This window comes from Falsibacillus pallidus (assembly GCF_003350505.1).
GTDB classification, from domain to species: Bacteria; Bacillota; Bacilli; order Bacillales; family DSM-25281; genus Falsibacillus; species Falsibacillus pallidus.
Genome location: NZ_QQAY01000022.1, coordinates 1 through 17,882 on the forward strand (window position 1 = coordinate 1; position 17,882 = coordinate 17,882).

At 44.2% G+C, this 17,882-nt stretch carries 26 protein-coding genes and 1 pseudogene; 12 read left to right on the forward strand and 15 right to left on the reverse strand.

What is annotated here, in order from left to right; genetic code table 11:
* Positions 1-166 precede the first annotated feature (166 nt).
* From DFR59_RS18540 to DFR59_RS18550, 3 genes and pseudogenes are all read right to left on the reverse strand, one after another.
* Positions 167-436 carry a hypothetical protein gene (locus DFR59_RS18540; protein WP_114747154.1) on the reverse strand — a complete coding sequence of 90 codons (270 nt, stop codon included), beginning with the start codon at positions 434-436 and terminating at the stop codon, positions 167-169.
* Between the two features lie 151 nt (positions 437-587).
* A complete protein-coding gene (locus tag DFR59_RS18545) occupies positions 588-1,478 on the reverse strand; it encodes a fructose bisphosphate aldolase (RefSeq protein WP_114747155.1) in 891 nt (296 codons plus the stop codon).
* Between the two features lie 130 nt (positions 1,479-1,608).
* Positions 1,609-2,652, reverse strand: a pseudogene (locus DFR59_RS18550) (NAD(P)/FAD-dependent oxidoreductase); the annotation flags it as partial.
* 220 nt (positions 2,653-2,872) lie between these two features.
* On the opposite strand from DFR59_RS18550, the gene DFR59_RS18555 reads away from it, so the two are divergent.
* From DFR59_RS18555 to DFR59_RS18570, 4 genes are all read left to right on the forward strand, one after another.
* Positions 2,873-3,718 carry an ABC transporter ATP-binding protein gene (locus DFR59_RS18555; protein ID WP_114747157.1) on the forward strand — a complete coding sequence of 282 codons (846 nt, stop codon included), beginning with the start codon at positions 2,873-2,875 and terminating at the stop codon, positions 3,716-3,718.
* Positions 3,669-4,589 (forward strand): iron-hydroxamate ABC transporter substrate-binding protein, encoded by a 921-nt coding sequence (locus DFR59_RS18560; RefSeq protein WP_114747158.1) that lies wholly within the window; start codon positions 3,669-3,671, stop codon positions 4,587-4,589. Before DFR59_RS18555 ends, DFR59_RS18560 begins: the two co-directional genes overlap by 50 nt.
* 75 nt (positions 4,590-4,664) lie before the next feature.
* Positions 4,665-5,675: a FecCD family ABC transporter permease gene (locus DFR59_RS18565; RefSeq protein WP_114747159.1), complete on the forward strand. Its 1,011-nt coding sequence runs from the start codon at positions 4,665-4,667 to the stop codon at positions 5,673-5,675.
* Positions 5,672-6,679: a FecCD family ABC transporter permease gene (locus DFR59_RS18570; protein WP_114747160.1), complete on the forward strand. Its 1,008-nt coding sequence runs from the start codon at positions 5,672-5,674 to the stop codon at positions 6,677-6,679. Before DFR59_RS18565 ends, DFR59_RS18570 begins: the two co-directional genes overlap by 4 nt.
* 171 nt (positions 6,680-6,850) lie before the next feature.
* Here the strand turns inward: DFR59_RS18570 and DFR59_RS18575 are convergent, their stop codons facing one another.
* The 3 genes from DFR59_RS18575 to DFR59_RS18585 all read right to left on the reverse strand — a co-directional run bounded on the left by DFR59_RS18575 (position 6,851) and on the right by DFR59_RS18585 (position 8,298).
* Entirely contained in the window at positions 6,851-7,246 is a 396-nt protein-coding gene (locus DFR59_RS18575; protein WP_114747161.1) for a VOC family protein, read from the reverse strand.
* An 86-nt stretch (positions 7,247-7,332) separates the two neighbouring features.
* Positions 7,333-7,878, reverse strand: a complete 546-nt coding sequence (locus DFR59_RS18580; protein WP_114747162.1) for a GNAT family N-acetyltransferase — start codon at positions 7,876-7,878, stop codon at positions 7,333-7,335.
* 168 nt (positions 7,879-8,046) lie between these two features.
* Positions 8,047-8,298: a DUF6429 family protein gene (locus DFR59_RS18585; RefSeq protein ID WP_114747163.1), complete on the reverse strand. Its 252-nt coding sequence runs from the start codon at positions 8,296-8,298 to the stop codon at positions 8,047-8,049.
* A 173-nt stretch (positions 8,299-8,471) separates the two neighbouring features.
* On the opposite strand from DFR59_RS18585, the gene DFR59_RS18590 reads away from it, so the two are divergent.
* From DFR59_RS18590 to DFR59_RS18605, 4 genes are read left to right on the forward strand one after another with little or no spacing between them, the layout of a single operon-like run.
* Positions 8,472-8,681 carry a DUF3951 domain-containing protein gene (locus DFR59_RS18590; RefSeq protein WP_158538439.1) on the forward strand — a complete coding sequence of 70 codons (210 nt, stop codon included), beginning with the start codon at positions 8,472-8,474 and terminating at the stop codon, positions 8,679-8,681.
* Positions 8,682-8,691: 10 nt separating this feature from the next.
* Positions 8,692-9,105 (forward strand): nuclear transport factor 2 family protein, encoded by a 414-nt coding sequence (locus tag DFR59_RS18595; RefSeq protein ID WP_114747165.1) that lies wholly within the window; start codon positions 8,692-8,694, stop codon positions 9,103-9,105.
* Positions 9,106-9,132: 27 nt separating this feature from the next.
* Complete coding sequence (locus DFR59_RS18600; protein ID WP_114747166.1) at positions 9,133-9,672, forward strand: GNAT family N-acetyltransferase; 540 nt, start codon at positions 9,133-9,135, stop codon at positions 9,670-9,672.
* Between the two features lie 36 nt (positions 9,673-9,708).
* Positions 9,709-10,158 carry an NUDIX domain-containing protein gene (locus tag DFR59_RS18605; protein ID WP_114747167.1) on the forward strand — a complete coding sequence of 150 codons (450 nt, stop codon included), beginning with the start codon at positions 9,709-9,711 and terminating at the stop codon, positions 10,156-10,158.
* A gap of 41 nt (positions 10,159-10,199) precedes the next feature.
* Here the strand turns inward: DFR59_RS18605 and DFR59_RS18610 are convergent, their stop codons facing one another.
* From DFR59_RS18610 to DFR59_RS18630, 5 genes are all read right to left on the reverse strand, one after another.
* Positions 10,200-10,664, reverse strand: a complete 465-nt coding sequence (locus DFR59_RS18610; RefSeq protein ID WP_114747168.1) for an NUDIX hydrolase — start codon at positions 10,662-10,664, stop codon at positions 10,200-10,202.
* A gap of 151 nt (positions 10,665-10,815) precedes the next feature.
* Positions 10,816-11,520: a CPBP family intramembrane glutamic endopeptidase gene (locus DFR59_RS18615; RefSeq protein ID WP_114747169.1), complete on the reverse strand. Its 705-nt coding sequence runs from the start codon at positions 11,518-11,520 to the stop codon at positions 10,816-10,818.
* A 17-nt stretch (positions 11,521-11,537) separates the two neighbouring features.
* A complete protein-coding gene (locus DFR59_RS18620; protein WP_114747170.1) occupies positions 11,538-12,191 on the reverse strand; it encodes a uridine kinase family protein in 654 nt (217 codons plus the stop codon).
* A 253-nt stretch (positions 12,192-12,444) separates the two neighbouring features.
* Positions 12,445-13,125: a DUF1129 family protein gene (locus tag DFR59_RS18625; RefSeq protein WP_114747171.1), complete on the reverse strand. Its 681-nt coding sequence runs from the start codon at positions 13,123-13,125 to the stop codon at positions 12,445-12,447.
* Between the two features lies 1 nt (position 13,126).
* A complete protein-coding gene (locus DFR59_RS18630; protein ID WP_114747172.1) occupies positions 13,127-13,453 on the reverse strand; it encodes a PadR family transcriptional regulator in 327 nt (108 codons plus the stop codon).
* Between the two features lie 345 nt (positions 13,454-13,798).
* On the opposite strand from DFR59_RS18630, the gene DFR59_RS18635 reads away from it, so the two are divergent.
* Positions 13,799-13,990, forward strand: a complete 192-nt coding sequence (locus DFR59_RS18635; protein ID WP_114747173.1) for a hypothetical protein — start codon at positions 13,799-13,801, stop codon at positions 13,988-13,990.
* A 27-nt stretch (positions 13,991-14,017) separates the two neighbouring features.
* Complete coding sequence (locus DFR59_RS18640) at positions 14,018-14,245, forward strand: hypothetical protein (RefSeq protein WP_114747174.1); 228 nt, start codon at positions 14,018-14,020, stop codon at positions 14,243-14,245.
* A gap of 5 nt (positions 14,246-14,250) precedes the next feature.
* On the opposite strand, the gene DFR59_RS18645 is transcribed toward DFR59_RS18640, so the two are convergent.
* The 4 genes from DFR59_RS18645 to DFR59_RS18660 all read right to left on the reverse strand — a co-directional run bounded on the left by DFR59_RS18645 (position 14,251) and on the right by DFR59_RS18660 (position 16,559).
* Positions 14,251-14,943, reverse strand: a complete 693-nt coding sequence (locus DFR59_RS18645) for an aspartate/glutamate racemase family protein (RefSeq protein WP_114747203.1) — start codon at positions 14,941-14,943, stop codon at positions 14,251-14,253.
* A gap of 105 nt (positions 14,944-15,048) precedes the next feature.
* A complete protein-coding gene (locus DFR59_RS18650; RefSeq protein WP_114747175.1) occupies positions 15,049-15,843 on the reverse strand; it encodes a DUF817 domain-containing protein in 795 nt (264 codons plus the stop codon).
* A 17-nt stretch (positions 15,844-15,860) separates the two neighbouring features.
* Positions 15,861-16,073 carry a helix-turn-helix domain-containing protein gene (locus tag DFR59_RS18655; RefSeq protein WP_114747176.1) on the reverse strand — a complete coding sequence of 71 codons (213 nt, stop codon included), beginning with the start codon at positions 16,071-16,073 and terminating at the stop codon, positions 15,861-15,863.
* Between the two features lie 9 nt (positions 16,074-16,082).
* Positions 16,083-16,559 (reverse strand): DUF2975 domain-containing protein, encoded by a 477-nt coding sequence (locus tag DFR59_RS18660; RefSeq protein ID WP_114747177.1) that lies wholly within the window; start codon positions 16,557-16,559, stop codon positions 16,083-16,085.
* Between the two features lie 151 nt (positions 16,560-16,710).
* Between DFR59_RS18660 and DFR59_RS18665 the strand changes: the two genes are divergently transcribed.
* Together DFR59_RS18665 and DFR59_RS18670 are read left to right on the forward strand one after the other, a co-directional pair.
* Complete coding sequence (locus DFR59_RS18665) at positions 16,711-17,322, forward strand: hypothetical protein (protein WP_245948533.1); 612 nt, start codon at positions 16,711-16,713, stop codon at positions 17,320-17,322.
* A gap of 245 nt (positions 17,323-17,567) precedes the next feature.
* Positions 17,568-17,876 (forward strand): transposase, encoded by a 309-nt coding sequence (locus DFR59_RS18670; RefSeq protein ID WP_114747178.1) that lies wholly within the window; start codon positions 17,568-17,570, stop codon positions 17,874-17,876.
* Positions 17,877-17,882: the final 6 nt, after the last annotated feature.

A 17,882-nucleotide genomic window follows, 5' to 3' on the forward strand; every position in this document is an offset into this window, starting at 1 on the left:
AGCGAGGAGGCTTGCCAGTTCGTCCGCGGAAAGCGAGTGGATTCCCGCTCAATCGTTTAGAAAAACCTGAAAAATGGTTAACTTGATGGCTATGGTGACAGTCACGCCCCGATTTATGCGAAAAAAAGCTCCCCACAATAAATCTTGTGTAGGGAGCTTTTCCATTCTATTCAATATGTCCGTTATTTTCTTTCACGATTGCATGAGCATGTGCAGAGTGTTCTTCATCTACCAGAAATTCAAGAACATGAGGAAGATGATTCATATCCCGGTCGTTTTCATTATTGATAAAGAAGTCCCCAAGCCTGTCAAAAAGGTTGCGATTATCTTCAGGGACCCTTTCTACCATTAAGTCTTGGACCTTCAGCATCTGGAGCTTTGCCTTTACATTCTCAGCCTCATCTTCATTTCTAAAGTAAGCCTGGACTCTTTCCATATTCTGTTCCACTCCTTTCAAAAGATCGTCTATTTTTCTTTACCTCATAGGCAATCTTTGAAACGCAGCGTTACGTTTAGTCATTTCCTATTATAAAAAAAGACAGGTGCCCAGCCTCCAGGTGAAGGTGGACAATCCGTCCCAATGTTCTTTATTTTTTATTCACAGAAGCATCATATATAGAATCAATGGCACTCTTTAGCGCGATGTTAAACTCTTCGGCAGACTGACTGAATCTCAATTCTTCTGCCAGCGCGCGTGAGAAGCTTGCAATCATTCCATCGTTTTCTTTCAGCTTTTCATTAGCTTCCGCGCGGGAATATCCGCCGGAAAGAGCCACAACTCTCACAACTCGCGGATGCTCCACTAAATCTTTGTAGGCATTTGCCTTTGTTGGTATGGTAAGCTTCAGCATCACGTTTTCATCCTCGGAAAGCTCATTCAAATGTTTGAGAATTTCTGCTTTCAGGATTTCCTCGCATTTTTCCTTATCCCCACTGTGGATATCTACTTCAGGTTCAATGATCGGGACCAAATCAGCAGCGATAATCTTTTTCCCAATTTCAAATTGTTGGTCCACTACCTCCTTGATGCCTTCCTCATTTGGTTCATGAATGACTGAACGCATCTTAGTGCCGAAGATATTTCGCTCATTGGCACGGCGCAGTGTCTCATCAAGATCCGGATTCGGTTTCATGAGCTGGACGCCATTCTTCTTCTCAGCCAGGCCTTTATCCACTTTTAAAAATGGCACAATGTTGTGGTCGGCCAAATAGTCAGCGGTATACTTTCCTTCCACTTTGCTGTCCATCGTCTGTTCGAACAGGATGACGCCAAGAATGGACATTGAACTGAAAACCGGAGATGTAATGATCCTCGTCCGCATCTTGTGCACCTGATCAAACATTTCGTCTTCATTCGAGTATGCATCTTCCATGACGCCATAAGCTGCCAATGCTTTCGGCGTGCTGCCTCCGCTTTGGTCGAGCGCGGCGATAAATCCCTTACCATTCTTCATTCGATCGAATTGACTCTTGTTCATCCGTTCCACTCCTTTTTTACAACTCTTCAAAAAACATTCCTCTTTACTATTTCCCTATTTTCACTGGAGCTAACATACAATTTGATGGATTCCCAAATTGACACTCCGCTGGCCCTGCTCCTGCTCCGTCCACGAGCTTCTTTTTCAGTTCGCCGTTTTTCTCTTTGAAGACATCATTGTGCGAAGACACCATGGCAAACGCATCCGCATTGGGGTCTATGTACTGCTTTGCCTTATTGACAGCATTCGCCGCATCTTGGAAGGCGCCGGCAATCAAGTTCACTTTTCCATCATGCCTCAGGATATCCCCGGCAGCAAATAGACCGGGTACGGAGGTTTCACTGGCGGCATTTCCACTGATATAAAAGCTTTCGACCATTTCAATCGACAGGTCGCTTCCCTGCAGAAGGGAAGTATCCTGATCGAAGCCATGATTGATGACCACTTCATCCACATCGATGACTGCAACATCCCCTGTCAAATGGTTTTTCATTTCCACCTTGTGGATTCTATCCTCCTGCTCACCCGCTTCCAATCTGGAAATCGTCGAATGGAAGAAACATTCTGCCGAACTATTCAACAGAGCGGACACCTGCGACTCATGCCCTGACAGTTCCCCTTTCCGATGGATCACATAGACCTTTTTCGCGATAGGCTCCAACTCATTAGCCCAATCGACGGCAGAGTTTCCGCCTCCAGAAATGATGACCGTCTTGTTTTTAAATTTCTTCAGCGATTTCACCGTATAGTGTAGGTTGGAGATTTCAAAACGATCTGCCCCTTCTATATTGAGCTTTACCGGCTTCAAAATCCCGCTTCCAACAGCCACAATGACCGTTTTCGAAAGATGCTCACGGCCGGAAGCCGCTTTCAGGATAAAGAACCCCTCCTCATTTTTGCGAAGGGAAATGATCTTTTCATTCAGCACCACTTCCGGATTAAACGTCATCCCTTGTGCAATCAGCTGATCCATGACTTGCGCACCTGGCGTCGGGGGCATGCCGCCGATATCCCACACCATCTTTTCCGGATAGACCTGAATCTTCCCGCCAAGCTGTGGATGGAATTCAATCAGTTTTGTCTTCATCTGACGCAGACCGCTGTAAAATGCTGAATACAATCCGGCAGGACCCCCACCGATAATCGTGACATCAAAACAATCTATTCCCTTCACATTTCTCACTCCTATGTTCTCTAATTTAAAAATATTCACAACTCCTGTAAATTCATTGTTCATTCAAGTCAGTGGGGATTTTATCGAAAATAGACGACTTTTTTCACTACCCTTTTTTTACAAAAACGGTTGACACCCAAAACTTAACATCTTATATTTATCATTGTAATCGAAAATGAGAATCATTATCAATATTAAATTCTCAAGGAGGCTAAAATAAATGGTCCGCCTGCAAACCGATCAATTACATATAGGCTATGGCGATAAGTTGATCGTCAAAGATTTGACGCTTCAAATACCTGACGGCGAAATCACTTCCATCATCGGTTCGAACGGATGCGGCAAATCCACTCTTTTAAAAGGTATGGCGCGCATCATCCCCCATCAGTCCGGGATAGTGGTACTTGATGGCGTCAGCATTTCCAAACAGGATACAAAATCCTTGGCGAAAAAATTGGCCATCCTCCCACAGACACCGGAAAGCGCGGCTGGATTAACGGTCGGCGAACTGGTTTCCTACGGACGCTTTCCACACCAATCCGGGTTGGGCAGGCTGACGAAGGACGATGTGGAAATTATTCAATGGGCAATGTCCGTCACAGGGACTTTCCCTTTCCAATACACTCCTGTCGACGCCCTTTCTGGCGGACAGAGGCAGCGTGTTTGGATTGCGATGGCCCTCGCCCAAGAAACGGATATCATCTTTCTGGATGAACCCACCACCTACCTCGATATGGCTCATCAGCTCGAAGTACTCGAACTGCTGCAAAAACTGAACGAGGAGCAGCAAAGGACCATTGTCATGGTGCTTCACGATTTAAATCAGGCCGCTCGATTCTCAAACCATCTGATTGCCATGAAAGATGGCCGGATCGTCCAGAGCGGTACGGCCGAAAAAGTGATACAGAAGCACATCCTTCAGGAGGTTTTTCAAATTGATGCCGAAATCGGGAGGGATCCCCGAACAAACAAACCAATGTGCATCACCTACAATCTATTAAAAGGAGATAATCAAAATGTCGAAAAAAATGCTAGCATTCCTGCTCTTGCTGGTTCTTACGCTTAGTGCCTGCAGCAGCAATACAACAAACCAAGATAAAAAAGATTCGAAAGAAAGCAAGCCCTCCACCATCACGTATCAATCCGAAAACGGACCGGTGAAAGTACCAGCCGATCCGAAGCGAGTCGTTGTTCTATCTTCCTATGCCGGAAATGTCATGGCATTAGGCGTCAACCTGGTCGGAGTGGATTCATGGTCCAAGATGAACCCGCGTTTCCAAGACAAGTTAAAAGGCGTTGAAGAAGTATCTGATGAAAACCTGGAAAAAATCATTGAATTGAATCCCGACCTGATCATCGGTCTTTCCACAATCAAAAACATTGATAAATTAAAGAAAATTGCCCCTACAGTCACTTTTACATACGGGAAGCTTGACTATTTGTCCCAGCATATAGAAATCGGGAAACTTCTGAATAAAGAGAAGGAAGCGAAGACTTGGGTGGCTGACTTCAAGAAGCGTGCAAAAGAGGAAGGCGAAGCGATCAAAGCTAAAATCGGCGATGATGCAACCGTTTCAGTAGTTGAAAACTTTGATAAGCAGCTATATGTATTCGGCGACAACTGGGGACGCGGAACGGAAATCCTTTATCAAGAAATGAAATTGAAAATGCCGGAAAACGTAAAGGAAAACGCACTAAAACCAGGCTACTATGCCATTTCTCCAGAAGTCCTGCCTGATTATGCAGGAGATTATTTAATCATCAGTAAAAACAAAGACAGCGACAACTCTTTCCAGGAAACAGAAACATACAAAAACATCCCTGCTGTCAAAAATGGTCATGTGTACGAAGCAGATGCAAAAGAATTTTATTTTAACGACCCGATCACTCTCGACTATCAGCTTGAATTCTTTAAAAAATCGTTTCTAGCAGACTGACCATCAACAACGGGGATTCTCATGACAGGAATCCCCTCTTGTTTTCTAAAAAACTACTAAAGAGTGAGTGAGATAATGATGAATGGCAAGATGAATGCAGTTCCATTTCCATATAAATTAATCGCGTCACTTGCCGTATTTGCTGCCGCTTTTGTCGCTGCAATGATTTTCGGGGCGGCGGATACAAGCTTGAGCGACGTTTGGAATGCTTTTACTGATCCCACTACTTCCAAAACGGCATCCATGCTCTACGAACTCCGGCTTCCACGGGGACTTGGAGCAGCCTTGGTTGGTGCAGCCCTTGGCGTTCCCGGAGCCATCATGCAAGGGATGACCCGGAATCCGCTGGCAGACCCCGGCCTTCTTGGTTTAACAGCCGGAGCCAATGCAGCACTTGCCGCTGCTATGGCCCTCCTGCCTTCTGCTAATTATTTTTCCATCACTATTGCCTGCTTCATTGGAGCAGCAGCTGGCGTCCTTCTCGTATTTGGCATCGGCACTATGAAACGCGGCGGTTTTTCCCCTCTTCGCATCGTGCTTGCAGGTGCTGCTGTTTCCGCTTTTTTGACCGCTGCCGCAGAAGGAATCGGAATTTTTTTCAAAGTTTCGAAGGATGTGTCCATGTGGACGGCAGGGGGGCTCTCAGGCACTTCGTGGAGCCAGATCCAGCTTATTGCTCCATTTATTCTAATTGGAATCGCAGCATCCATCTTTTGCTCCAGGCAGTTGACGATCCTGAGCCTGAATGAAGAAGTGGCAGTGGGTCTGGGGCAGAACATAGCGAAAACTAAGGCCGTTTTGTTCCTGGTCATCATCATCCTTGCAGGGTCTTCCGTGGCGCTTGTCGGCAACATGGCTTTCATCGGTCTCATGATTCCCCATATTGTCCGCTGGCTTGTCGGGACAGACTACCGATTCATCCTCCCGATTTCAGCGATTTTCGGGGCTGCTTTTATGCTTGCTGCCGATACATTGGCAAGGACGATTTCAGCTCCATATGAAACACCGGTCGCAGCCATCGTCTCCCTATTGGGCCTGCCATTCTTTCTGTTCATTGTCCATAAAGGAGGGCGTGCATTCTCATGATTCATCCATCCATCATCAAAAAACAACGGCTATTGCTTGCCCTTTTTACTCTCTTAATCTTCATCACCGTTTTCATCGGGATGGGACTTGGCTACTCTTCCGTTTCCTATAAAAATATCCTTCCCACCATTTTCGGTGAAGGCACTTTTAAAGATGAGTTCGTGCTATTTTCCATACGGATGCCCCGAATCATCATCACGCTTTTATCTGGAATGGCCTTGGCGGTTTCCGGTGCTATTCTTCAAAGAATCACACGGAATGACTTGGCAGACCCGGGCATCATAGGGATTAACTCCGGCGCAGGGGCTGCCATTGCCCTCTTCTTCTTATATGCACCGATTGAAGCTGATTCCTTTGCCATGCTCATTCCAGTTGTCGCGTTTCTTGGTGCATTCGCAGCGGCGCTTCTCATCTATCTTTTTTCTTTCCGGAAAAATGAAGGGCTGCAGCCGACCCGCCTCATCCTTACAGGCATTGGCTTATCCATGGCGCTTTCCGGATTAATGATTGTCCTGATTTCTTCAGCCGAACGGGAAAAAGTAGACTTCATTGCCAAATGGCTCGCCGGTGCCATTTGGGGAAGCGATTGGCCATTTATCTGGGCCATTCTGCCTTGGCTTGCAGCATTGATTCCATTTACCTTTTACAAAGCACAGCGCCTGAACTTATTTGGTGTCAGTGCCCCCGTATCGATCGGAGTCGGAATGTCCATGGAAAAAGAGCGGTTCACCTTGCTCCTGACAGCAGTCGGTCTTTCAGCGGCTGCCGTATCGATAACAGGCGGTATCGCCTTCATTGGATTGATGGCTCCTCACTTGGCAAAAGCTCTCATCGGCCCGCGCCATCAACTATTTCTACCGCTTGCCACACTCATTGGGGGATGGCTGCTCATCCTTGCCGATACCATAGGCCGGAATATCGCCGGTCCGGAAGGTATCCCGGCCGGGATTGTAGCAGCATTAATTGGGGCGCCATATTTTATTTATTTGCTTGTGCGGAAATAGGTTGAGTCCGATTTGTCCACTCGTGAGCGATGAAGGTACAAATATAATCTTATGGTGTCTAGCCCGCAGTACTCAATATTCACACTAATGCACCTAAATAAAAAGGCGCCTCCCCAAGCATGAGTCATCATGCTGAAGGGTTGGCACCTTTTTTTGTTAAACTTTTATATTTTACTTCGCATTCTCATCAGGCTGATGGATGCCAATGATATTACCTTCAGGATCAATGTAATATCCTTGCCAAGCCATTCCCGGCAGGGCGTATTTTGGCATAGCCACTGTGCCCCCAAGCTCCAGGATTTTCTTTTCAGTTTCATCATAATTTTCTACACCCATCGTGCAGGCAAACCCGTTCATGGCTTGTCCTGCTTGAGGAGCTGGGCCTTGGCGCTTCATTAACGCACCGTTGATTCCCGGAGTACTTTCATCCCCCGTCACAGCCCCAAAGTAAGGCATGCCGGCATACTCGCTCCAGTCTTCGAATTTCCATCCGAAAACTTCCCCATAAAACGTTTTCGCGCGGTCCATGTCATCTACATGGATTTCAAAATGAACTAATCTACCCATCATTTACCCTCCCGATTGTTCGCATCTAATAATTTCCAACTTACCCCTTTATTGTACTCGATGACTAACAGTGATAGCAAGGGTTTTTACGAACATATATTCCCTTTTTCAATCAGCCAACAATCTCGAAATTCGCCTTCATGCCATTCATTTTTCGGCAAGAGCTTCACTTTTTTAAATCCACACTTTTCATAACAGCGTACCGCACGCTCATTCCATGTCTGCGGATCCATCACCACCCTGTCTGCCTGCTTTTCTTCTATTAAGAAGTCCACCATCGATTGAACAAGAAGCGTGCCGATTCCTTTATTCCAATACTCAGTCTCACCAATAAATTGATCCATTCCATAAATCAGTTCTGTTTCATCCTCATACCCATATAGCTGCCGCGACTCCTCTTCCAGCTTATAAAACTGGATATAGCCGATTGCAGCGTCGTCATATTCTATGATACAGCGGGCCACACCATTTTCACGCTGATAAAACTTTTCATTGACCTTATTCATATCAAAAGGATTATCCCTTCCTTCATAAAACTCAAGCACCACTGGATCACTCAGCCATTTCGCCAGCAGCCATGCATCTTCTTTTTCCAGAAGCCGAACCATTAACCTGCCATTCACAAATAGCAATTGTATTCCCCCTTTGGGACATGGGGACAGGTTTACTGTCCCACTTAATCTACTCAATACTGTAATTCTGCTCATCTTAGCATTCGATTCTTTTATACAAAAACCCTTTCCTTGACCAACAAATAAAAAAGATGCCCACATAAAATGACTAGCGGACACCCCATTTTTTTACGAGTTGGATAAGTATTTTCCAACTAATTTTTTAGCTTCCTCTATGCCTGCCGTGGTCAAATGCACCGACTTTGCCTTCTTGCTTCCTACAAGCAAGTTCTCTTCCGTTAATTCGTCCAGGATGTCAAAAGGGTACCCTTTCCAGCTTCTTCGCATCTCAGCCAAAACTCCGGTCTCTTCCCAGGATGTCAGGTAAAGCAATAACAGCGAAAGCTCCTTTATCTGTTCTGCCCTAATATTTTGCTCCATTTTATGTCCCCCTATCTGAAGATTTTCTTACCTTTAGTATATAGTTGGCCCCTTAATTCACTCAATAATAAATCTTTCCTTTTTAAGTATCTAAACAATTATTTTCCATCCAAAAAAAGGAATCTGCGAGAAAGTATCGAATGTAAGAAAATCACACGAAAGGACTGATGAGTTTGGCTTTTGTCTATACAATTTTCATCATTGCCGTCATCGTATTTATTTTCTACCGCATTTCGAAAAAGAAATCCACGCCATCAAACCGCTACACCCCATACGACAATATCACAATGGGGACAAATGGCAGTCAGGAAAATACACCGATACATGATACAAAGCACCATGTTCCGTTTGAGGAGAAATCAACGAACGCTAAGAACGAATAAGGAGGACATTATGAACGATTCAGGATTCCGAGAATTCCTTGATGCCTACCTAAAGGCTTGGAAAAATTCATCCATAACAGAGATAAAAACCTTCATCTCCCCTGACTATCAAGCAAGGGAAATTTCCGGCGGGGAAATCATCGATTTTGGCTATGGTGAATCCATCGAGGGCTGGAATCAAGGGTTTCAGTTTGTGAAGGAAAAGCAGGCTGAGTGGGAGCTTGATGAGCGTTCCATCATCCCTTTGCGGGAAAATGAATGCCTTGCGATCCTCTCTGCCAATATCGTCATTGACGGCAAGCCGATGAATTCCGTTAATTTATTTTTCAACACGTTCAAGCTGTCACATGGCGAATGGAAATTGGTCAGAAGCTACATTGAAGCTGGTGTTTCATCCTCTGCGGTCATGCAGACAACCATATAGATAGATTTTCACAAGGGGGAGCTTTGTATGGAAACAGAAAGATTAGCGCTGCAGCCGCTTCATTTAAAATACGCAGATCGCGTAGAAGAGCTCGCCAACGACTATGATGTGGCCAAAACGACGCTGGGGATGCCTTACCCTTATCCAAAAGGCGGTGCAAAGGCGTTTATTGAAGACAGACTCGCTTCAGAAAAGGACGGCGGCTTCGTCATTTACGCCATCACATTGAAAGATACCGACGATTTTATCGGGATGATCACCTTCTCAATCAACGAGCGGCACAAGCGCTGCGAATTTGCCTATTGGATTGGGAAAGCCTATTGGGGCAAAGGATACGGGACCGAAGCAGCAAAGCGCATGCTGGATCTTGCCTTTAATGAGCTGAACCTTAATAAAGTCTATGCCCAGGCGTTTGCCGGCAACCCGGGTTCGTGGAGGATCATGGAGAAGATCGGGATGACCTATGAAGGCAAGCTGAGGCAGCATGTTTCCCGATTCGATGAGTATCATGATTTGGTGCAATATGGTCTGGTGCGGGAGGAATATTTGAAGAAAAATCATATTTAATCCTCAATAAATTATTGGGGTGGCAGGAGAAGTGACATGAACATTAGTAAAAATAATGGATTTGAATTTCTTGATTTTATAAAGATATCAGAAGAAGAAATGAGTATTTACAAACCCATTGCTGGTTCTTTTGCAGTGATAAATTGTACAGGAAGATATCTTATGTGCTACAACTCATGGAGAAAACAATGGGAACTACCTGCAGGACAGCGGGAAGCACACGAAACATCAAAGGAGTGTGCAATTAGGGAACTTTATGAAGAAACAGGACAAATCGTTCATGATTTAGACTTCAAGGGCTTAATAAAAGTAAAAAACTTATCGAATGGCAACGTGAAATATAATCCCATTTATTTTTCATCTATTGATGAACTGCAGCCCTTTCAGGAGAACAACGAAACCTCTGAAATAAAATTATGGGATTTAAAAGAGAAAATTGGAGTTCTTGACGAGGTGGATATAAAAGTTTTCGACTATGTTAGATAACAAGCTGTGGTGCAACGCTAATTTGCGGTGCACCTTTTTCTTCAACTGATTATAGGGATACTTTTCTTCTCCGCCCAATCCTCGATAAAAGGCTTCTGCCTGGGATTCAGATTGGCAGGCAATTCACTTCTATTGAAAAATCGATGCTCCCTGCTTTCCACATCCTCCAGCTTGATGTTACCAGTGTATCGATTTGCCTTAAAAATAATCTGGACGCTGAACACCTTGTCCTTATTCGGATATTCCACAAAGCATTTCTCCCCGGAGTAGATGCCGAACAACTCCAGTTCCGCCACAGTCAATCCCGTTTCTTCCCAAGCTTCTCTTCTTGCAGCCTGCTCAAACGTTTCGCCCATTTCCATCATACCGCCGGGAATGCACCAATTGTCTGCATCCGTTCGATGCTGCAGCAAAATTCGGTCGTCATCTTCAATTATGACCCCGCACCCGACCGTCAGCAGCGTTTCATGGCCGATCAGCTTTCTCATATTTTTGATGTAATCCATTTATCTGCACCATCCTTTGTAGCTTTTCATATAAGGTTCTAGCAATTTTTTAAGATGTTCTAGCAAAAATACTACATAGACCAACTTCTCTTCACTTCACACAGGTCACTTTCACCCGGAACGGGACAGTTCACCTGTCCCCATGTCCCGTTTAAGCAGTTACAATTGTCTCTTTTTTAGAATTACGCGTAAATACAAACTTCACATCAATCAGGAAGTGGAGGAGAATGCAAATCCACAGGTTTCCGGTAATCAGAAAGATAAAAAGCAGACCGGCACCGATATACGCTGTACCGATAACGCCTTTTACGCCCTGGTATAAATGCACGATTCCAAAGAACACACTCATTATGATAATGATCGCTGTAATAGATAAATGCCAAGGCAAGTCCTGAAAGTAATCCAACATTACTGCTCTGAAAATCACTTCCTCACAAAAGCCGGCCGTCAGTGCCACCAGTGCAAAAAGCAGTCTCTCGCCTACCGTAGTTGGCAGCATGAAGCGGACGCTATCAAGCTGATCTGAGAAGAAAGTGGAAAATTTTTGTTTCAATTTTTTAGCCACTAAAAAAATCAAAACGATGAAAGCAAGGGCACTTAGAACCCCCATTCCCATCCTTTTTAAACCGTCCATTTGAGATGCCAAAACAGGGTTTTCAACGACAAATAAGGCTGTGATGGAGCGTCCTGCTGCTAAATAATAGATAAAAAACATACCTGTCAGCACCCATTGAGGAACAATGATTAATGCATACATCTTATTTTTATTGGAAAAGTCTCCTTTTTTCATAAAATAGTGATCCCAAATTGGGTAGCCTATGACAATCGCAAGCAGTAAAACCGTTAAAATAATCAATTTCCACTTCCCCCATCTTATTCGTTAATCGGAAACTCCCATCTCTCTATCTCAAAGTCCCCATCCGAATTCCGGATGATCACGTCAAAATTCTGATGGTATGGATGCATGAACACCTCATATTGAATCCTTCGCTCATTATGGGAATGCACGAGATACTCTATATCAGCGCCGCGTTCCGCCACATCCCGGATGCCTCTTCTCTTAATCTCTGTTTCTCCATCCGTATATAAATAGATTTTCAGATCAAATAACTCAGGATCTACGAAAGCTGTCGTCATGCCCTCGACAATGGTTGCATTTTTTGCAGAGGAAATAAGTGTACTCTCCATATAATGCGTCCCGATCGTATAAAGGTCGAGCCCATCGCGAATCATGCGGATATCCCGCTTCAGTGCAAGCGAATTGTGCGCAGCAGGATGGCATGCTGTCATTTTGAAATTATGCTTCTCTCCCTCATATTCATAGTCGATCTCAGCGTGCTTTCTCACACCAGAATCCACAATATAAGGGTCCGTGTTGATATAATTCACATCATTTTCACCGAGCAATGTTAGAAGTTTCCCGGCGAAAGTCGTCTTCCCCGACGCGCCATGCCCGGAAATCCCGATGACAATCCTTCTATCTTGCTTTCTGATCCAATCAACTGTTTTTTCTAAAATCTGATCCATACTCCACCCCATATCCCGCTATCAATATCACTAAATATTAACATATTTTTCTATATTTCTCACTTTTTCGAGAAATTTGGACGGTTCTAGTGTTTCTCCATTCAGGTCGGTGTATTTTGCTCCCCACTTTATGATTTTATCTCCCAACTTTCTGGGCTAACCGCCGCACTTCTCCGCTTAACCGCCCAACTTTTACGCCAAACCAACGCACTTTCCCCGGTAACCGCTCAACTTTCTTTTTTATGGCATAAAATCATCTAAATCCGATATATCTTTTCTTCAATATAGTGACAATCCCCCACAATATGGCACCCGTCAGCATAGAAGCAAGCCATGAATAGTGAATCACCGGACCGAACTCGGGAGTAAATTGGCTTACCGCGATGACAAGTCCCATCGACAGTGCCACATAGATGGCGACTTTGATGGTGTCTCTCTTTTTGCGGATATTTTCAGTGAACAGTGTTTTTTTGACCATCTTGAAAATAAACGAGATATCAAATAAGATTGTTGCAAGAATCACTGCAAAAACAATGAGCCCAGTAATGGGATAAACCGTATCTTCCACGCTCTTGAATTGCGAAACCACTAAAATAGCAGCACCGCGGATCATCAACATCCAGCTGATAAGATTGAGTACGATCCCGAGAAGGAAAGGAAAGATTTCGCGCTTTTGTTCTTTCGGGAGATTTTCAATAATTTCATCCGCGTATCGTTTCGGATCCTCTCCAAAAATTTCGCGCGCTGATTTCCCTTCTTCCTGCCCCTCGAGCAAATGATCGAGCATCTCCATCAGGACTTCTTCGGACTGCTGCTCAGACAATGATAACGTCAGGCGGATATAGACCAGCATGTCCCCGTAGTATTCTTCATTTTCTTTCGTAAGAAGGCTGCGCTTCCGATTATTTTCTTCTATTAATTGTTTCGCCTTCACATTAATTTCTCCCTTCAAATAATGAATTCACCGGGAATGATATCTGCTTCCACTCAGCTGCGATGGTCGTAAGCGATTCTTTTCCAATTTCGGTCAAATAATAATACTTTCTGTTCGGTCCATAATCGGAAGCTTGCATTTTCCCGAAAATCAAACCGTTTTTTTGCAGCCGCAGCAAAATGGGATAGATCGTCCCCTCGCTCACATCGCTCAAACCGATTTCCTGGAGCTTCTTCGATAATTCATAGCCATACACCGGTCCCCGCTCAATTACCGCTAAGACGCAACCATCTAAAATCCCCTTTAACAATTGGCTTCTTAAAGACATGTTACAGGTTCCTCTCAAGTAAAGTTTTCGACTACCTTGTAAAACAAGATAGATGTTATAAAAACAGCTACCTTGCTTAACAAAGTAGCTGATTCAATAATACCTATTTATTCCAAAAGTGTCAAATTGAGTTTTTAGCTCTCTTGGGCAGATTTTGCGCTCCACTTTTTGATTTTACCCCGCAACTTTCGGGGGCAACCGCCGCACTTTCCAACTTAACCGCTCAACTTTTCCTTGGAACCCAAGCACTTTCCCTATTAACCGCTCAACTTTACTTTTCATAGGAATTTCTAAGTTCTAACAATGGAATATTATGCTAAAATTAAGCAAAGGGGTGAACGTATTTTGATCGCATTTATTTTCATTGGCATATTTGTAATGCCGATTTTGGCCATTATTTTTTGCATCAATCTAGTTGAAATCATGAAAAAAATTAAACATGACCAGAAGACTGCAGGAAACACTTTCTGGCTGACCATTTCTTTTATGCTGATTGTATGGACATTGGCTATTTGCGCATCCATGGGTGTAAATTGATAAACGAACATTGAAAGAGGTGCTTCCATGAAACCTGGTACGATTATTTGCATCATCATCGTTTTGTTAGGCATCGCCCATCAATTCTATAAGACTCTCATCATCCCAATAGCGGTTGCTATTTTATTCATCATCTTATTAGCCATGGTACTTGTGAAGGCTATCAAAACCAAGGATAAGTTTCGAACTTATGGTTCTGCACTTTTCATAGTAGCCCTGGTCATATTTGTTATTCGCTGGTTTGCAGCTCTGTAAATCCCTTATTTTTCAAATGCCGCCTCAACAGCTTCAACAGCATGGATGACGACGGTATCAAAGAGCTTCACCTCTGAATCTTCCGGTTTGACCAGGAGGCCGATTTCCGTGCACCCTAATATGATTCCTTCCGCTCCTTGGGCGATCAGCCCCATGATGATTCTTCTAAAAATATCTCTTGAGGACGGCTCTATTTTCCCTAAACACAACTCTTGAAAAATGATTTTATTAATCACTTCCCGTTCTTCCTCATTCGGCACCAGCACCTGTATGTCACTCGCAGCGATCCGTGACTTATAGAAATCCTGCTCCATCGTATACTTCGTCCCCAGCAGCGCCACTGTTTTAATTCCTGCTTTAAGAATTTTCTTCGCGGTAGCGTCCGCGATATGTAAAATAGGAATCTCGATTTTCCGTTCCACATCTTCCACAACTTTATGCATCGTATTAGTGCAGATAACAATAAATTCTGCACCCGCCTTCTCCAAAGAATGCGCAGCGTCTCCCAGGATTTCGCCTGCTTTCGCCCAATTCCCTTCCGATTGGCAGCGTTCAATCTCCTCAAAGTCGACGCTGTACATAATGCTCTTCGCGGAATGCAATCCTCCTAATCTATTTTTCACTTCTTCATTGATCACCCGATAGTATTCAACAGAAGATTCCCAGCTCATCCCGCCGATTAGACCGATTGTTTTCATTCCGATTCCCTCCGTATTCATTATCTCTATATCTACTAATTGTTTCTGTATGACAAGTGATAAGTCCTTTTTTATAGAAAACAAAAACCCGACCCCAACCAGGGATCAGGCATCCATCTTCTCATTAAATTCACTCTCAACTACAGCACCTTTCACCTGCTTCAGCGTCGCCACGATCAGGAAACTGACAATCACGAGCAACAGCCAAGAACTTACTTTTCCAAGATGGACTAAGCTCCATGCATCCCGTTGATTGGGGTATTGCCATGCCCCGAAAAATGTCGCGATATTTTCAGCCACCCAAATGAAAAATCCGATCAGGACAAATGAAAGGGCAATGGGCATACGATAGCTTTTTCCTCCCACTTCGTAGCGGACCCATGCATTCCAAAAAACAATCAAAACAAGCCCTGATAGCCACCACCGGACATCGATCCAAAAATGATGGACGAAAAAATTCAAGTAAATCGCAGCAGCAAGTGCAGCAGCGACCCAAAACGGCGGCCAGTCAACCAGTTCGACGCGCAGCCTTCTCCACGCCTGGCACAGGTAGCTTGCCACACTTGCATACATGAATCCACTGTAAAGAGGCACGCCGAAAAATTTCGTATATCCTTCGTCGGGATATGCCCATGAACCCATATGCACCTTGAACAGCTCCAATGCGAGGCCAATCAAGTGAAACAAAGTGATTACTTTCAGTTCATCCTTCGTTTCAAGGCCGGACCGAAGCATGACCCACTGCATGAGCAGGCAAATAATCAGAAGCCAGTCATAGCGAGGCAGCAGTGGCAGTGGGATGATTTTAGTCAGCGCCAGGGAAGCGAAAATGACAACCGGAAACAAACAGGATAATGCCTGCTGCCAGCCAAAACGCACAAGCTGATGGAAAGCACTCATTGTTCTTCCCCCATCGATCAATCTTCGTCTTCCCGGTATTCCAGGATATCTCCCGGCTGGCAATCGAGCGCCTTGCAGATGCCTTCCAATGTGGAAAAGCGAATCGCCTTTGCCTTGCCATTTTTCAAAATGGACAGGTTCGCCATCGTGATGCCGACCCTTTCAGACAGCTCGGTTACACTCATTTTCCTTTTCGCCAGCATCACGTCTACATTAATGATAATCGCCATGTTCCCACCTCAGATCGTCAACTCATTTTCTTCTTTAAACTCAATTGCATTTTTCAATAGCGCCTGCAGGACCGCCGCAAAGACCGAAACGACCAGTGTGGCAAAAACTATGACCAGTCCCATCAGCGCAATCCCTGGATGAAGGGCATTCTGAACAAAAAGTACTACCATGCCAATGATATATATAGCCCCAATAACAGCTGCACACACTTTAATCAGCCCCAGCGAACCGACCGCTAATTTCGAAAAAGCCTCATTTTTCTCTATGTACTGCAGCAGCCGCCAAGCCTGGAACAGCCCGATGAAAAACGGGATCACAGTCACATACATTCCTATCAATACCGGATACCTTAAGCTCGCGTATTCAGGAAATGTTTCAGCCGAATAGCCCGCAAGCCTTGGCAAAGCAAAAATGCACAACCCCAAAACAAGAAGGCCAATCACAATCAATGCCGCCTTCAAAAAAACCGTAGTCCCTCGTTTCATAACGCACCTCACAATTCTTAATGACTCTATATTATATTTATATTTATTGTTTTTCAATAAATACTTATTATTTTTCATGCAAGGGTGAGTATTATCTCTTTGTGGAAAATTATGTTAAACTAGGAACAACCACAACTTTCTGGAGGTTTTTATGTTCAAAAGAATGCGCTTCACTCCACCAACCGATCACTATGACAAGCGAATTGAATCCATTGATGAAGAAATCGTACGTCTGATTCATGAACGAAAAGTTCGTTCAGATGATGATCCTGGTTTTCCTCATAAAGAGCAAATTGCGTCTTGGGCTGAAAAATATCATTTCTACGAAGATTTTTTAAACTCCGTCTTTTCTCATTTCCTAAACGAAGACGTGTATAAACCTTCAGTAGAGCCAGAAGGATTCATTAAGAACATTCCGGTCATGCAGTCCTTTGAAAATGGTGAGCTCTTTTATACCCTCACATTTATTCGGCAATATCAGAATGCCAGCGTAGTCCATATGGCCATTGATCGAATGAAATCAGATGACGAGATTCCATTCCACCGACGCGAGCACATCTCTTATGAATTATCTGTGGAAGGTAGCGAAATTGAATATGATTGCAGGCAAGAAGGCGGCGGGGGTACCGATACGCACACCTCTTATTCCTATGTCATCTCACCTGCGTTGCCAGATGCACCGGCAAATCTTGAATTAATCTTTAAAGAATACAGACTTCCTCCAAAGAAAGCCACTGGGTATCAATTTACCGTGAAATATTGAGAAAGAAGCAGCCGAAATGGCTGCTTCTATTTTTTTGCTCTCAACTTTTGGGGTCGACCGCCGAACTTTGAGGGTTAACCCCCGCACTTTCGCCGCTGACCACTACCAACTTTCCAGGCTCACCGGCGAACTTTTTGCCTTAACCGCTCAACTTTTCACGCTAACCTGAAGTTAGTATAAAAAGTGGACACTGGTAGTGGCGTCATGTTTAAATCTATACAACTACAAAAAGGGCGTGTATAAGCATGGCGAAAGATCAGAGAAAGTTCTCATCGGAATTTAAAGAATATGTGTGTAAATTAATCGATTTAGATGGTCGGAAGCTCGTGGATGTAAGCAAAGAACTCAACATTTCCTATAGTACCCTTCAGAAATGGCTTGCTTCGTATCGAAAAAAGCGAAATCAGGCAGAAAAAGAGAAACAAAGCCAGTATCTGACTGCGTCTGAATACAAGGAATTGTACGAAGCTGAAAGGGCGAAGAAATTAGATCTGGAAGAGGAGAACGCCATTTTAAAAAAGGCTATGCACATCTTCACGCAAGAAAAGAAGTAAGGTTCG